Source organism: Paenibacillus nanchangensis (assembly GCF_046543445.1).
Taxonomy (GTDB): domain Bacteria; phylum Bacillota; class Bacilli; order Paenibacillales; family Paenibacillaceae; genus Paenibacillus_AQ; species Paenibacillus_AQ nanchangensis.
This window is the reverse complement of the sequence record NZ_JBHOFD010000002.1, coordinates 112,707-128,570: the sequence shown is the minus strand read 5'-3', so window position 1 is coordinate 128,570 and position 15,864 is coordinate 112,707. Positions and strand designations below refer to the sequence as shown.

The 15,864-nt window shown below is 55.7% G+C and carries 9 protein-coding genes; 4 read left to right on the top strand and 5 right to left on the bottom strand.

What is annotated here, in order from left to right; all coding sequences use genetic code 11:
• Positions 1 to 310 precede the first annotated feature (310 nt).
• Positions 311 to 1,117 (top strand): SMI1/KNR4 family protein, encoded by an 807-nt coding sequence (locus ACE6ED_RS01980; protein ID WP_410825270.1) that lies wholly within the window; start codon positions 311 to 313, stop codon positions 1,115 to 1,117.
• A 266-nt stretch (positions 1,118 to 1,383) separates the two neighbouring features.
• Here ACE6ED_RS01980 and ACE6ED_RS01975 read toward each other — a convergent pair whose 3' ends face one another.
• Entirely contained in the window at positions 1,384 to 1,947 is a 564-nt protein-coding gene (locus ACE6ED_RS01975) for a GNAT family N-acetyltransferase (RefSeq protein WP_410825393.1), read from the bottom strand.
• A 186-nt stretch (positions 1,948 to 2,133) separates the two neighbouring features.
• Here ACE6ED_RS01975 and pdxR point away from each other — a divergent pair, with 186 nt between their 5' ends.
• From pdxR to ACE6ED_RS01960, 3 genes are all read left to right on the top strand, one after another.
• Positions 2,134 to 3,774, top strand: a complete 1,641-nt coding sequence (gene pdxR, locus ACE6ED_RS01970; RefSeq protein ID WP_410825269.1) for a MocR-like pyridoxine biosynthesis transcription factor PdxR — start codon at positions 2,134 to 2,136, stop codon at positions 3,772 to 3,774.
• A 115-nt stretch (positions 3,775 to 3,889) separates the two neighbouring features.
• Positions 3,890 to 4,141 (top strand): hypothetical protein, encoded by a 252-nt coding sequence (locus ACE6ED_RS01965; RefSeq protein ID WP_410825268.1) that lies wholly within the window; start codon positions 3,890 to 3,892, stop codon positions 4,139 to 4,141.
• Between the two features lie 166 nt (positions 4,142 to 4,307).
• Complete coding sequence (locus ACE6ED_RS01960) at positions 4,308 to 5,174, top strand: helix-turn-helix domain-containing protein (protein WP_410825267.1); 867 nt, start codon at positions 4,308 to 4,310, stop codon at positions 5,172 to 5,174.
• A 135-nt stretch (positions 5,175 to 5,309) separates the two neighbouring features.
• On the opposite strand, the gene ACE6ED_RS01955 is transcribed toward ACE6ED_RS01960, so the two are convergent.
• From ACE6ED_RS01955 to ACE6ED_RS01940, 4 genes are all read right to left on the bottom strand, one after another.
• Positions 5,310 to 7,559, bottom strand: coding sequence for a helix-turn-helix domain-containing protein (locus tag ACE6ED_RS01955; RefSeq protein WP_410825266.1), 2,250 nt, complete (start codon positions 7,557 to 7,559; stop codon positions 5,310 to 5,312).
• Positions 7,560 to 7,775: 216 nt separating this feature from the next.
• Positions 7,776 to 12,059 (bottom strand): Ig-like domain-containing protein, encoded by a 4,284-nt coding sequence (locus tag ACE6ED_RS01950; RefSeq protein ID WP_410825265.1) that lies wholly within the window; start codon positions 12,057 to 12,059, stop codon positions 7,776 to 7,778.
• Between the two features lie 109 nt (positions 12,060 to 12,168).
• On the bottom strand, positions 12,169 to 14,043 hold the full coding sequence (locus ACE6ED_RS01945; RefSeq protein ID WP_410825264.1) for a hypothetical protein: 1,875 nt from the start codon (positions 14,041 to 14,043) through the stop codon (positions 12,169 to 12,171).
• Between the two features lie 113 nt (positions 14,044 to 14,156).
• The gene (locus ACE6ED_RS01940) at positions 14,157 to 15,830 is read right to left on the bottom strand and encodes an extracellular solute-binding protein (protein WP_410825263.1); all 1,674 of its coding nucleotides are present in this window, start codon (positions 15,828 to 15,830) and stop codon (positions 14,157 to 14,159) included.
• Positions 15,831 to 15,864 lie beyond the last annotated feature (34 nt).

The following is a 15,864-nucleotide window of genomic DNA, read 5'->3' as shown; positions in this document are numbered from 1 at the left end:
TTCTTTAGCATTATAACGACGTGGGGTTTACCTGACACTTAGGACCGGCGGTCATTCGGTGAGAGCCCGCAGCAGACATCCTCCTGCCCTTCTGCGCTCAAAGCAGGTTGAAAACGAATCAGGAAGCTGAGAAGATAGATAATTGAACCGGATTTTTTGGCGCTAGCGGGCTGATCAGCCAATTTTTTCAATTCGTCCAAATTCAACAAATTAACTAAATCGGCCAACTCTGCCAAGTTAACCAAACAGCAAACAACAAGGAATAATCCTGCCGCTTAATCACCCTATACCAACCTTGGGAGGCATTTTGATGAGAAAGTATCTGCTGGAAGAAAGTGAATATAATACCCAACCCCCTCTTACCAAACAGATGATCGAACACGCGGAAAAGACTCTGAAGGTATCGCTGCCGGCATCTTATCTTGAACTGTTGTCCACGCAGTATAACGGGGGCAATCTTCGATTTGACGGCTTCCTTGACGACGATGAAGGTCAATACACAATAAATGAAATTGAAGGGATCGGTGAAGAAACCGGAGGGATTTTGAACAGCCTGGAAACCGCGGAGGAATGGGAACTGCCGGAAGCCCTGCTTCCTTTTGGCGGGGACGGTTTTGATCTGTACTGCTTTGATTACCGCGAGTGCGGTCCTCACGGCGAACCTCCCATCATCCATTTGAATACGGAAGAATTTATGGTGTCCCGCCTTGCCGGTAATTTTGAAGAATTTACGGACAGGCTGTTTAGCAGCTACGATAACTATGTATTTGGTTTTGAACATGTGGCCGATGATGATCGCGCACTGATGGACAAGCTGGAAACAGTTCTGAACTGTACCTTTAAGAAAAAGGAATCCCGGGCAAAAAACGGCATTTTTGTATCCAGAAAGGCTGTTCATCCGGTATGGACGGACCGGTGCGGAGACCTTTCCAAGCTGCTTCTGTATGAAAACATCCGAACCGGAAACAGGGATTATCCGGAATATCCCGAATGCAACTGGTACATGATCGCGATGATCAAAAAAGATTTGTACGACACGCTCTTTGGCCTCCTGCAGGATGGACTGCCTTACAAAACCGTGCTGATCCATAAACCTCCGGCAATAATTTGGGGCTGATTGGAATATTCCTTTGGAAAAAATGCAGTCGTGACGAGAGGCCCAGTGGCCGTTAATCCGTCCTGAATCAGCACTTTGTTTATACAAAAACAGCGGCAGCTTCAGAACCTTAATTGCTCTGGTTCCAAGCTGCCGCTGCTTCAATTTTTTTCCCAGTTACTGATGAATTGGTTAGCTCGTATTTATGTGGTCTATGCGGATTTATGCCAACCATGCAAAGTTTGATCCCGGCTGCTCCCGGCCAGGACAGACCTGGACGTAAGATATCACTGACGATCCCCAATACCATTTACCGCCCGGAACTCGTGCTCCAGAATGCTCATGGTGATGGAGTCATGATACGCATGATTATAAAAAAGCGCCTCCCGCTGAATGCCCTCCCGCTTAAACCCGAGTTTCTCATACACATGAATCGCACGGGAGTTGTAGTCGAATACGTTCAGTTCAATCCGGTGCATATTCAGAATGCCGAAGCCGTAATCCAGCATCAGCCTTATCGCTTCGGAACCATATCCTTTTCCTGTCTGCGCCTGCGAATTGATGGCGACCCGGATATTGCAGTTCCGGTTATAGACGTCGATGTCCTGGAGCGCGATGTCGCCAATCAATTCATCGTTGTCCCGCAATGCAATCAGGAGCAGCACACTGGAATCATCCTGGCTTTTTCGTTCGATATACGCGGCTATACTTTCTTTGGTGTACTGCCGCTGCGTGCCTGTCAGCTTTCGTGTCTCGGAATCATACAGGCTGTGGTAATACCACTCTGTATCCTCCGCGCCAATCGGGCGCAAATAGACCTTTTGTCCTTCCAAAAATCTGGCGTATTTCATGCCCTTCACCCTTTTCAAATTCTTTGTCCACCCCAATATAACAGGTTACTGTATACTACAAAATATACAAATTAGTTTAAAATAAAAGGACAGTTATTCATCCACAGTACCCGCGGAGGAACTATGTATACTTTTTCAGATTCAGTTTTGCCTACCTCTTCAGGGGCCCGCAGAAGCTACCGTTACATGGAAATTTACGAAAACATCAAGCAGGAGATCATCAGCGGAGTGATGGCGGAGAACAGCCGGCTGCCTTCCATCCGCAAGCTTGCCGAGTTTTTGGCGGTGAGCGCCACACCCGTTGAGCTCGCCTATCAGCAGCTGATTGCGGAAGGGTTCGTCGAGAGCCGGCCAAGAAAAGGTTATTATGTCGCTAAACTGCCGGAGCCTTATGGAACGCTTGGCGGAGGAAATGTGCAGCGTGAAGCGGAAGCCAGCGGACAAAGCGCAGAATGGAGCCGCGGGCAGGGCGCCGTGCAAAACAACGAGCCGGCCACAGGACGAAGCGCAGAACAAAACGCCGGGCCGACCGCGAGACAGGACACTGGCGAGGTCAATTGGCTGGGTGCCGGACAGACTGCCAGGCTGAGCGCCAGGCAAAGCGCCGGACAGACTTCCGGGCCGAGCGCCGTGCAAACCGCCGGACAAACCGCCAGCCGAAGCCAAGCCCAGAGTGCCGAGGCCAAGCCCGCTCCGCAGCCTGCCCGGGAATATACATACGATTTTCACCTATCCAAAAACGACTTCAGCCTTTTCCCCTTCTCCGTCTGGAAAAAACTGCACCATCAGCTGTTCCGGCCTGAAAATGCGGACCTGCTGTTTTATGGCGAAGCTCAAGGGGAGCTTGGGCTGCGGACAGAGGTTGCCGGTTACCTTCGTCAGTTTCGCGGTGTCGTCTGTGACCCCTCGCGGATTGTCATAGCCGCCGAACAGCATGTCCTGGTCCACCACCTTGCGCTGCTGCTGCAAACGCACACCGATTGCATCGCGTTCGAGGATCCCGGCTACCGGATTATTCCGGCTACATTCCGGGCAGCGGGTTACCGGGCCCAACCCGTTGCCCTGGACGAAAACGGGCTTCGCCCCGATCTGCTCCGGCACAGCGCCGCCCGGGTGGTCAGCGTCTCGCCCTCTCACCAGTTCCCGATGGGCATGGTGATGCCGGTCGGACGCAGACTGGAGCTGCTTGAATGGGCCAAGGCGGTGGACGGCTACATCCTCGAAGATGATTACGGCGGCGAATTCCGTTACCAGGGCAGGCCGATTCCCTCGCTGCAGGGGCTAGTCCCGAATCACCATGTCATCTATCTGGGCGGTTTTTCCCAAGTGCTTGCCCCGGACTTTTGCATCCACTATATGGTGCTGCCCGAGCGGCTGGCCGTCCGCTATCATGACCTCCGGCGGGATCTGATGTTCGAAGCTTCCTCTTCCCGGACCCATCAGCGGGTGCTGGAGCGGTTTATCAAAGACGGGTATTTTGAGCGCCATGTCCGCAGAATGCGGAATCTCTACCGGAAAAAGAACCGGCAGCTGTGCGCCTCCATCGAACGGCATTTCGGGGAATACGCGGTGATCCGCGGAGACAGTGCAGGCCTGCATGTGGTGCTTCAGGTCTGCTCTTCTTTACCGGAAGCGTATCTACTAGGGTTGGCTCAGGAGGCGGGTATACGGGTCGCATCGGCTGCTTTTTTCTGGAACCCTCCCCCCGAAACCGTCCGCAAATCCTTTATGGTTGGTTTCAGCGGCATCCCGTTGGAGCGTATTGATGAGGGAATTGCGCTTTTGCAAAAGGTGTGGTCTCCGTATATGATGAAAGTGTTAGAATAAGCATTTATTCTATAATCATGTGGGGTGATTAAGTGATTAATCCAAGGGTCTTCTTCTATTAGTTGTGCCGTATTAATGGCTGCTAACAGCCAAAATCCAACCCGGCACAGCGGGGATGAAGATTTATAATCATGATCGTAAGTTAAAAAAAGAGCAGCGTTCAACCAAGAAACATAAAGACCCCAGAAGAGAAAAGCTGAGAGATTTTCGTAAAGGAATAAAAAGCGTTCATTACAACAAAGAAGGTACCACCTTTAGAAGATGGGATTACCGCAGATATAGAACCAGAATGAAACAGTTAATGCGTGAACAAAAATATGAATTATTACGCCAGTATCAAAAAACCAGCGGTTGGAATACATGGTAGTATTCAATAAAATTCAACAACCGGCAGCCGAGTTGGCTGCCGGTTTGCTGCTTGGCATCGCGCTGCCCCTTGAAGCTCTGCTGTCATAGCCCCCATTCCGCTGTCCTCCTTAACACTTTTCTGTCCGCCGCTTGACGCCCCCCTCCGCTTTTCGCATAATAATGCCATGACGAACAAACTGTATGCGCGCGATATCGGACTGGAGCCGGGGTTTACCTTCCGGATTCAAAAATGTCCGCTGACCCATGATTATTACGTCCACAGCCATGATTTTTCCGAGCTGGTGGTGATCCTGTCGGGACAAGCCGTCCACATCATTGAAGGGAGGGAATACCCGGTCGAAGCCGGCCAGGTTTTCTTGATTCACGGCGATGTCTCCCACGGCTACAAGGACGTGCACAATATCCAGTACGTCAATGTCATGTTCCAGCCCGAACAGCTGCTCCAGCTTCCCGAACTGCGGCTGCTGCCGGGCTTTCAGGCGCTTTTTTATATCGAACCCTTTTACCGTAAAGAGATGTATTACCAGGGCATGCTGTCGCTCTCTCCTCCGCAGCTCGCGGAGGTCACTCGTATGCTCGATGTCATTCTGGATGAACATGACCGTCAGCCGGACGGTTACCGGCTCATGATCCGTACGTATTTTACGGCGCTGGTCGGGATGCTCTCCCGGTATTACCAGGACAATAGCGGCAAATCGGAGAATAAGGCGATGCGGATCGCCGAGACGATTACGTTTATCGAGGAGCATTTTTTGCAGCCGATTACATTACAGGATATGGCGGACATGGCTTACCTGTCGACCCGGCAGTTTCTGCGCGTGTTCACCCGCAATTATCAGACGACCCCGATGGACTACGTGATCCGCAAACGGCTGGATTACTCCTGCACACTGCTGCGCAATCCGGAGCTGACGATCGCCCAGGTGGCCATGGACAGCGGGTTTCGGGACCAGAATTATTACACCCGGCAGTTTAAAAAGGTGTTCCTCTGTACCCCGTCAGCCTACCGGGCCAATCAGCTTGGCTCTTAGTCTAAAAATGACCGCACAAAAAAGCTGCTCCTCCGCCGTCTTATTGACGGCCGGGCGGGCAGCTTTTTATCATGTCAGCCTATGCGTCCAGCTCTTTTTGTGTCCGCCTATCCGTCCAACTCTTTTTGTGTCCGCCTATCCGTCCCGTTCTTTCCGGTATTCGCCCGGCGTCATGTTCTCCAGCCGCTTGAACACCCGAATAAACGACATCGGGTACAGGTAGCCCACCTTCTCGGCGACGCTCTGCACCGGCTCGTCGGTCTCACGCAGCAGCCGCTTTGCCTCCTCCATCCGCAGCCGGGCCAAGTAATCGACGAAATTCTCGCCAAGTTCCTCCTTAAAAATCCGGCTCAGCGTCTTCGTGTTCATCGCAAACGTCTCGCTGACATGCGTCAAAGAGAAGTCCGGATTGGCGTAATGCTCCGCCACGAACTCCCGGACCCGGTTGGCCAGATTGTAATGCTCCCGGTTCATCCGCAGCTCGCGGACACGCTCCTCCATCTCCCGCAGCGAATCCAGCAGCGGAGCGCGCAGCTCCTCAATCCATTCGAACGCCTCAGCGGAACGCGGGATGCCGCGCAGGCCGCCGCTGTCCCACACTTCCCGCAGCGGCTGAGGCAGCTCCTGCATCTCTTTTGCCAACTGGCTCTCCAGCAGCTGCAGCAGCCGGACGATATCTTCTTTGGAATACGAGCCCGAAGCCATCAGCGCAAACATCCGCTCCATCATCGGCTCCCAATCGGCATTGCCGAGCCGGTACAGCTGCGCTCCATCGCGGATGGCCTGCACGAGCACATCCATTCCTTCGGCTGGCGGGCGCACCGCATCCTCTGCCGCCGGGACATACACCCGGTTGGGTCCGTCTGTGATTTTGCGGTCCAGCGATTCCAGCGCTTGACGGTAGGAACCCGATAAGCCGCGCAGACCGCTTACCTGCCCGCCGAAGCCAAAGGTGACGGTAAATTTCACATGATCCTTCACCCAAACCCGCGCGCTTTCGGCCATAGCAAGCACTTTCCCGGGTACGGCCGGTCCGGTATATTCTCCTGCCGACCGGTACAGCAGGCCAAGCCGGCTTGGGCCCACCCATTCCGTCCACAGGGATTCGCCCTCCCGGTCCGCAATCTCCTCCATCACACTGCGCAGGGTGAACTTGAACAGCGACTGGTCGCGCGGCGAATACTCCGTCGTAAACGACTCATAAAAGTCAATCTCGACCACTCCCGCCACCGCCTGCTCGAATTCTCCGGACAACCCCATCCGCTGCGCTTCCCGCGTCCACTGCTCGGTGGAAATGTCCTCGCTGCTCTCCAGCAACTGTTTAAAAAAATGCGAACGCAGGTAGAGCATCCCTTCTTCCTGCTGCTTTTCGTAGCTGTTCGTTTGTTCGATCAGATTTTCCAGCGCATGCCCGATAAAAGAAAACTCATCGCCGTCCTTCGCCTGCGGCAGCCAGGCGGGGCTGTTTTTTTCGCCAAAGGTGTGAATCCGACTCATGACTTCGCCAAGCGGGCGGTAATGCCGGTGGCTGATGTAAGTCATGGCCGCAATTCCCCCGATAATCGCCACAAAACCAAGCAGCGCCCACAGGTTGGAAAAAGACGACAATAGCGAAAACATCCCCTGCCTTGCCATGCCGACCTGAACCGTCCATCCCGTGTAAGCCGAAGTAAGGCTGACCGCGCCCGGTGCGGGCCCCTCCGGGTCCGCGCAGGCCTCCGAACCGCCGAAGCTGCGCCCTTCCGCATCCTTCAGGCAGACTTCGGTGTTGGCCTGGTTCATATCCTGAATCAGCCCCTGCAGCGACTCTTTGCGCACATTAACCACAATGAGGCCCTGCTCTCCCGAAAAATAAGGCACCAGCTTCACCAGGGAAATCACCGATTTCGGCTGCTCCTCACCCGCGAACAAATGCAGGCCGCGTAATCCGCTCCACGCGTAAGGCGCAGTGCCGGGCATGGAGGCTTCAATAAACGCCTTGTCGCCAAAAACAGGCAGACTGGAAGAAAAGTGCTGCATGAGCACCTTCCCGTCCGCTTCCCGGTACAAATACACGGAGTCGATCATGGGCAGCGGCGACATGAAATCCAGCAGCACCTCGGTCACCCCGTAATCGCCGTAAGGATCATGTCCTCCCGGGCTGCTGAAATAACGCTCCACTTTATCGTTGAGCAGCAGGCTTTTGATCATCGGCGTTTCGATGTTCCGCAGCGTTGTATCGACGATTTGCATGACATTTTCCGCATAAACCTCGTTGGCCTGCGCGGTCTGCTTCTCGATCGTTTCATTCAGCGTCAGAAAAAACAAAATGATCAGGCAGAATACAACGGCGAACAAAATGGGCAGATAGGATAAGATCAAGCGGTAGAGCCATTTTTTGTGCATCGGATTCATCCCCTGTAAAGCCGGCAGCCGGTTCGTTGTTTGGTTCAGCGTCCGCATACGGAATGCGGCCCGCTCTCTCTTTACTATAGTAAGGCAGCATTTACAAAAACACACGGCCAGAATTTACGCCTTCCCCCCAGCCGTTAGGATGCCGAAAAAACAGCGGGAAAGCGCACATCCGCTATAGCGAAAGTGCGCCTGCCGCTTGCCTCCTTTTCAGCGTCCGGGCTCGCCGCCGCTCAAGCCGATTTCAGTGCTCGTATTGCGGGAGATCACTCCGAAATACCCTGCTTCGCCGATGGCCTTTTCCCCGGTGTCTAGGTAATTATAAACTTCTTTCCCGTCCACCTTGAAGATGAGCCGGACGCCGGCTTCCTCCTGGAACGCGCCCATCTGGATCCGGTGCTCTTGGCCGTACTTCAGCACCGTATTCGGAATCGGGCCGCCGCCGATGCTGGGCAGGCCGTCGATTTTGCCGTAAATGACGGTCCGGGCCCCGTTGTTGAACCGGTGCAGTTCAATCCCGTTAGTGCCGAAGACGGTCAAGTACATGCTGCCGACGTTGTACGCCTGCTCTTTGCTCTGATTGTTCAGCATCAGCGCGTACCAGCTGGTGGACGCCGGCACATCGTTGATTTTGTACGTAAAATCAAGCAGCTCATTCTGGTATTTGCGGTTCTGGTAAATCGCATGTCCGCCCGGCGCCATCAGCGTGATCCGGCCTTCGCCAACCTGCTTCACCGGATTGGCGTTAGCCGAGACGTACCAGCCGTCCGCATCGCTTAGCTCCTCATCCAGCGGATGATCGTTTTGGGTTGCCGTATTCCATACGATAATTTCGTACGTGCCTTCCGTCTCCGCGCCCAGATAGTCCGCCTTCATCGTCAAGGTCGCCGTTCCGGCTTCATGCGCCGTCAGTTTCCCGTCCGCGCTTACCGTCGCCACCCCGGGATCGCTGATTTCATAACGCACCGTTCCCGCGTCCAACTCTTCCCGCTCGCCGAACAGCGTCTGGCCGTACGGATGCAGCTGTAAGGTAGCGCCTTCCCGGGCGTAAGCCACATTGCCGTCATGCCCTTCCAGCTGAAGGTTGGCAAGCGTATCGCCGACAAGAACGTCGGTTTCCAGCGTACGCAGCACCGAACCATTCAGAATGCTTATGATCAGCTTGGTACGTCCCTGCTTGAGTCCGGTCAGCTTGCCTTTTTTGTCCACTTTGGCAATCGTGGGATCGGCTATCCAGTAATAAAATTCGCTGGTTTTCGTCTTCTGGATTTCATCTTTTCCGTTCCAGGCCGTGACGGCAGCTTTGCCTTTACCCTTGACCGCCAGCTTCACCTTATCTACGGTCCAGCGGCTGACTATACCCTCCTGCAGCTGCGCGAACTCCGGCTGGAGTCCGGCGCTGGCGATAATTTGCTTGGCCTCTTCGGGCCAATCGGCATCCGGCACCACCTTGTTATTCTCAAAAATTACGTTCTCCCCGCCATTATTCGTGATGCCGTCCGTCGTTGTATAGTTGTTCACGAACTCCACGTCGTGAATGGTCTTGACGTAAGCCATCGCCCAGCGCATAGCTGTATGCCACTGCGGCGCTTCTTTCAGGTCTATGACGTTGCGTTCGAACTTCCAGTACGTAGAGCCTTCGTCCGTGTACAGCACCGCGTTGCCGTCCATTTGATTGCGGACGTAGTTATTCCGCACGGCGTTTTTATTATCCGGGGTGCCACCCGTCGGGCCGAGACTGTAGAATGCCCCTCCGTCCCTTAATCCCATTCCCATCAGATCGTAAACAAGATTGTGCTCAATCTTCACGTTTTTGGTTGCGGCGTCAAACAGCTTATCCCAGCCGTAGCCGATATGCGTGCCGCTGTATGGCAGATTGTACATTTCATTATGCGTAATATCCATATCGACCGGGTACCCGGCAGACACGGCGGAAGCGGATTTGTAATCCACTCCGATGTCATGAATGACATTATTCAGCACATCGTTATTTTTCATCAGCAGCCGGTCGTCCTCAGGATGGTAAATGTCCCGCACGGAGGAATTGGGCTGGCCGACATTCAGCGCGCTGCCCGAAATATCGTAGAACCGGTTGCCCTGAACGTGACTGTTCTGCACGCCGTTTTGCATCCGGACCGCAGTAATACCCAGCTTGGTGAATTCGTTGTTTTTAAAATTGACCGTGTTGGCCAACTCCAGCATCAGCGCCGCAGGGGTTAGTTCATCGGGTGTGCCGGGATACCGCAAATGATTGTTTTGCGAATCCGAGTGGCCCCAATCGGTGCTTGGCCGCATCCAGGTCGTGTACGCAAACGTCAGGCCTTCAAAATTCAGATTGCGGACCGGCTTGTCGGCCGATTCCCCGTATACGGTCGCCAGTTGCTCCAGTTCCGGCGCGATGACTTCCGCTTTGGACAACTTCTCCCACGCGCGCGGCATGTAATACAGCATGCCTTCCTGCCGGTTGTAATACCACTCGCCCGGCTGGTCCAGCAGCTCGTAAGCATTCTCATAGTAGACCGGCAGCGTGGCCGAGGTCAGCCCCCGGTTCGCCACAGCGCTCCAGCCCGGTTCCTTCAGCTTAATCTGTGCCTTGCCGCCGCTTTCGGCGATGGACTCGATTTTCACACGGGAGTGGGTCCACAGATCATGGAACGACATCTCCATGTCTTCGATGTTGTTCCATCCCGCCAGCTGCGTATCATCCGACGTGTATCCCGCCGCGGTCTTCACCGCATTCGTCAGGCCGCCTTCGCTGCGGGCGCGGACCGCCCGCACACCGTCAACAAACAGCTGGCGCGTCTCCAGTTTGCCTACATTCGCCCGGTAGATGCCGCGCTCCTTGTCGTATTTTTTCCAGCCGGTAATTGTCCGTCCGCCGCTGATTACAGCCTGTTCCCCCGGATAACTCCGGTACGTGATAAAATACCCGTTGGTTCCCGAGTCTTCCGGCCCGAACTTCAGCGGCTCCGTCAGCGTATAAGTGCCTTTTCTGAGGTTTACGACAATGTCGGCCTCCATGTCCGCATTCAGCCGGCGGACCTCCTGCTGCGCCCGCCCGATGGTCTGGAATGGCGAGCTTTTGGTCCCTTTGTTCGTGTCTTTGCCTTTCGGCGAGACGTACAGCTCATGGCCTACGGTTCGCCCTACTACGGTGACGGGAATGTCCCTGCGGACTTTGCCGGTTTCATCGGTCACGTAAACAGTCGTTGTGCCCGGCGCGATACCCGTCAGCTCGCCGTATTCGTCCACCGTGGCGACTGCCGGATTCTCAGTGCCCCACTTTAGGCCGGTGTCCGTGTTGTCTTCGGGTGTTAACACCGCCTTCAGCAGGACCCGTGAGCCTGCCGGAACCGGGCGCTCTACCGGCTCCAGCGTGATATCGGTGATTGGAATCTCGTACACATAGACGCTTGTTGTAACGGAAGGAATTCCTTCATTCGGTTTCGCGGTGATGACCGCACTGCCGCCTTTCACCCCGGTAACAACGCCGACACCGTTCACCTTCGCCACCTTCTCGTCACTGCTCGCCCAGGCGGCGTTCTGCTCTGTGGCGTCTGCAGGCACAAATCCCAGCGGCAGCGGCATGCTCGCGCCTCTTCTTAATTCATAGCTCTCCTGCGAGAAATGGGCGCTTACCGCCGGAGTGTATCCGCTTACGCGAATGTCGTCGATGCCGAACCGGCCGACCGCATCCTTATAAAATCCCGTATAGAAGGCGTCCATCGGCCCGCCTTCGGCCATCGGTTCTTTGGTGAGCAGCCGCTGTCCGTCAATCGATACATCAAACGTATGGCTCTGCCCGTCAAGCGCCACCCGGATGTCGTGCCACTGCCCGGCCGCTACCGGAGCGAGCGCCGTCCAGGAACCGGCTCCTTTTTTCATATAGCTGATCTTTCCGCTGTAGATGGCGAATTTAGCCAACGTCACTGCGCCGGACTTCGGCGAGGGCAGGTAAATTACAGCATCCGATTGCTCGGTCCGAAACTTGTAGCTCAGCATGCTCCGGTACGTCACATCGGTTACACTCCGGGTAACCTGATAGCTGTCGGCCGTTTTGTTCAGCTGCTCAAAGCTCAGAAGCCTGCCCTCATAACCTTCCCATTCAGCTACCGCCACCTTAACCCCAGCAGGCGGAGGTTTGATGGTCCAGCCCGCAGGCTTGGCGCCGACAGTGTAAGCCTCAAAGGTTTCTTCCAGCTTCAGCTGATTGTCTGAATACGTTGCTTGCGTAACCGGCTCCCGATTGGCGGAGGCCTTCTGCACCTTTCCACCCGAAGGGGAAAAGGGGCCTGGTTCCGTTGAAACTCCGCTTGCCGGTTCGGCCAAAGCTGTGTGTTCCGGTTCGCCCGCTTGTGCCGGAAGCTCTGCCGAAACCTCACCCGCCAGGCGCTCAGCCTCCGAGGCATGCCCTTGCGGAACCGGTGCACTTCCCAGCAGCATTGACGCCATGATAGCGCATACAATTCTCCGTTGCCAAATCTTCTTCTTCATTGGTCGCCACCTTTCCCGAATTGGTCAAGCATCTAACGACGGCATCCAGAACGACTTGTCTTTTATAGAACAACGGCCGGCAGCGCCGGACAGTGCGCAGCCGCATCTTTCAATAATGCGGCTGCGTTTCGTAAGGGTCTACTACGAGGCTCACCCGCTCCTCCGCACCTGTCCGCAAACGAATTCGGCGGGGCAGCGTTAGCGGTTCGCGCGGCACTTCGCGGTCATCCGGCGTTTCGTCTTCGATGGAAACAGCCTCCAGACGCCCGGCAGCATCCTCCTCCTCCGCACAGTCGTCCAGGCAAATCACGGCCCAGCCGGATTCCACTCGCAGCCGGTCCAGGCGCTCGGCGGGTCCAGCGTACAGCACCTGCCGCAGCTTGATCCGCCCCTCTTCCCGCTCGACGGTCATTTCGCCTTCGTTACGCGTTTCATCGTCTGCGGCAACCTTCCGCAGCGCCGTAACGGCTACCGCGCAGTGCGGATACCGCAGTACCAGCCATTCCCGCCCGGAGCCCGTAACCACTGACTCCACCGCGCCTTTAAACCGGTGAATCACCCATTCGTCTGCAATTTCGGCCGCCTGGTTATGGATCCGGCTCATGCTGCGCAGAACCAGCAGCGCATTGTCCCGCTGAGCCGTCCGCGTTTCCACTTCGGGATACAGCGGTTCGGCAAACAGCGCGGGCATCAGGTAGGCGGTCCGGTACGCTTCCGCCGGATGGGTGCGCACGGTTTCCCCGTCATCCACATACCAGCGAAGAAAAGCCACCTGCTCCTCACGCACGCTGAAGCTTACGGGAAAGCTCTGCCACCCCAGCCCCCAAGAGGGGTGCTGGTAGCTGCCGGGGATGACCGGGAACCGGTTAATGCTGCCCAGCCGGCTATTCCGGCCGATCCAGCTGTACGACCGGGCCGTGTCAAAAATCCGCTCCTCCCGCACCCGCGGAACCGGCAGATCCGGGCGAGACGGATTAACCGGATCGGGGCCACCGGGGCTGTTGGAGCCGCCGGGGCCGCCCGGACTAGCCCAACCCGCCTGCTCCGGACCGGCTGCGGCTGAATCCGATTCGGCGAGTTCCCGCTCAAACAGCAGCAGCGTTACAAAGTCATTGATCGAAAACGGATGCTCCGCCAGCCCGCCGATTCCCGTGACGCCCGCAATCGGCCAGAGCAGGCTGACACGCTTCGTTTCGCCTTGAAAATTATAGCTGCGGATCGACGGCACCAGTTCCTCTCCGCCGTGGAATCTCAGTATGGATTTCAGCTCATCCATCAGCCGGAGCAGCCGGTCCGCCAGCTCCGTGTCCCGTTCCCGCAAAATCCGGGTGGCAATGGACAAAGCGTTCAGCATAACGCCTTGATAGACCAGACTGATGTTTTCACCCCAACCCCAGCCTCTGCGGACGGTGTACTCCACCCAACGCCGGAAAAAGGCGATCCCTTCTTCAAGATAATCCGGCTCATTTACCAAATGCGCGATAGCCAGCAGCATGGCGCCGTCGCTCATCGTTTTGTTCGGATAATAAATTTCCGGCGTCCGGCACTCCTTCGAAAACCAGGCGGCGGCATGGCGCAGCATTTCGTCCATTTTGCGGATATGCCCTTCCGGCAGCGCATCGGGCTTGCAGAGACGAACGGTGACCAGCGGCATCAAGATAAAAAACGCCGCATTGGAGTCCTGAATAAACGCCTCTTCCCGATACCACAAAAATCCGCCGTAATCCGGGTGGCCGGGGACCGTGATCTGCATCCCCGACAGCGCCTCAAGCGTTGCCAAGCCGGACGCCTCATCAATTTTGTCCAGCAACGTTCCAAAAGCATAATATCCGGCGGAGTACCGCCCCTCGTGGCATACATCCAGACGGGAGGCCTGCTTCGTATGGCCGGGCCGGTCGTACCGCACCAGTCCCTCCTCCACCACGATGCCTTCCGCCTCACGCGCAAAGCTCCGTTCCAATAAACGTCTGACCTGCTCGTTCAACCTGTGTGCCCTCCCGTGAACCGGCCGCAAAGCTCCGCGCCGCCTCTCTCCCCCGATGATCCCAGGGGGAGTCCGGTGCGAAGCTCAACGCTTCCGGTCCGTTTGGTCTCGAATTATTTGGCTTCCGCTGTTTCTTTGCCCATCTCGTAAATGTCTTTCATCAAAATGGCTTTGTCTTTGTTCTCGTCGTACCACTTCTGGTAAAACTCATCCACTTTGGCGCCGCCTGCTTTGTCCCATACCGCTTTGGCGTCCTGAATAAATTTGTCCGGCGCATCGGCTCCGCCGCTGACGATCGTCTGCATCGCCATATCCATGATCGTCTTGAACGCATTGGTCTTGATCTGCACCAGATCCTGCGGCAGCAGCGGCAGGTAAGCGGTTTGGGTAATACCCGGCATCGGCGTTTCAGGGTTCATGTACGCCTGCTCGGCCTGTTCATAAATTTTGATAAAATCCTGCTCCGCAGGCGTAGGATTCACCTTGTTTTTAAGCCCGTAGCACGGTCCGATCAGCGGACGCAGCATGTTCATGTCGCGGTTGTAGTCACGTTCTTTTTTGTTTTTGTCGGGATCGATGTTCTCGGCGCAGCCGTTGGCAGCCTTCTTGTAATGCTCGCCTTCAATCCCGTTCTCAATCGTATTCGTGTATTCGTCCGTTACCATAAAATCGATCATTTCCATGACCGATTCCGGATCTTTGGCCGCGGCGTTGACACCGGCAGTCATCTGCACCGGGTTGGACAGCAGCGGGCTGAACTGGCCGAATTCAGTTTTGGGCAGCGGGATCGCAATCACCTCGGCATCCGGCACGTTTTTCTTCAGCGACTCGTAGGAGCTTACGTCGGCGCCATTGCTGCCGAAGATGCCCAGCTTGCCGGCAATCCAGTCCTGCTTCTGCTTTTCGCCATTTTTATCGGTCACAAAATCCTTATCGACGACGCCCGCATCATACATCTGCTTCTGGAAGGCGACAGCCGCTTTGATGCGGTCCCAGTCATTGACGACTTTGCCGTCTTTGACGATCCAGGGGTACTGGTCCTCGCCAAACAGTGTAAAAGGCGTGCCGAACATATGATGATAAATGATGCCGGCGACGAAGCTGAGACCGCTGCCGAGCGTATCTTTTTGTCCATTGCCGTCGGGATCCTGTTCGGTAAACGCTTTGGCTACATTCAGCAGCTCTTCCGGCGTCTTCGGCGCTTCAAGGCCCAGCTTCTTCAGCCAGTCGGCCCGGATCAACAGGTAGTGCTGCGGCGCCAGCTGCATCGGGCGTCCGACCATATACAGCTTGCCGTCGGCCATCGTGCCGGCTTTGCGCAGCGCGGGATACTTCTCCAGCATCGCCTTGTAATCCGTGCTGTTTTTCTCGATCAGATCATCGAGCGGCAGCAGCTGCTTCTGGTTGTACAACTGGCCCAAGTAAGCGGTATCAAATTCAAAAATCAAATCCGGCGCCTGTTTGGACGCAAACAGCACGTTGAATTTCTGAATCGACTCAAACCGGGGCACCGTTGTGTATTTGACATTAACCGGGCCGTTTTCGTTGACCCACTTCGTCCAGCGGTTATCCGCCATCGTGCCTTCCTCCGCCGGAACCGTTCCGCGGTCATAAAGCGAAACGTTGATCGAACCGCGTTTTTCCCCCTCCGCACCGGAGCCCGCGTTGCCGCCTGCATTCCCTGAAGCCGAATTTCCGTCTCCGCCGCAGCCGGCCAGAGTCAGGGTGAGCAGCAGTGCCGCCATGGCGGCAGAACCCGCCTTTTTCCATCCGTTTGGTTTGGACATCTTGTTAAACAGCCTCCCTTGAATGTGCTAGTGT